Annotated in this window: 1 protein-coding gene; it reads left to right on the top strand. The window is 68.3% G+C overall.

Annotated elements, in window-relative coordinates; translation table 11 throughout:
• A partial coding sequence (locus tag AC4FS3_RS29240) for a hypothetical protein (protein WP_491023455.1) occupies positions 1-258 on the top strand: 258 nt, incomplete at its 5' end.
• Positions 259-564: the final 306 nt, after the last annotated feature.

Genomic DNA, 564 nt, shown 5'->3' with positions numbered 1-564 from the left:
ATCACGATCGATCATGTCGTCCTCACGGCTGACCCCGGGGCGCCGGGCGCGCCATTGCGCGCCTGGGTGGGCGGGCCTGGGCGGGTGGGCCTGGGGTGGGCTGGCCTGGGGCCGCTGTACCCCGAAGCCTGCGGCGGCGGCGTCCGGAGCGGATGCATCCGGGGGAGCGCGCCGCAAACCAAAAAGATGGAGCGCTTCCATGGCCGCGATGATGGCCGGAAACGCTCCAGGCATTCCAGTGGCGCCGGCGGCGCCTGAACAGGGGCCTTTCCGGGCGGAGACGGCTCCCGCGGCGTCAGGCGTCGCCGTCATGGTGAACGCCGCCCGTCCGTGCGGGTTCCGGCGGCGAGGACAGCCAGGACGGGCGACGGCGCGCTTTCTTGCGCGCTTTCTTGCGTTCGCCCCGGCGGCGCGTCAGTGATGGATACATGCACGGATACATGCAGCCCAAATATGGCGAAACATTCAAGTCCGGTTTTGGAGACAAGGCAAAATCCCCTCCGGCATTCCTGCTGTTTTCACAGGCGGATGCGCCTCATGTTCGGGCAGTCGTGGCCAGGATGG

This window comes from Pseudogemmobacter sp. TB195, from assembly GCF_058313095.1.
This window is presented reverse-complemented; position numbering and strand designations above follow the sequence as displayed.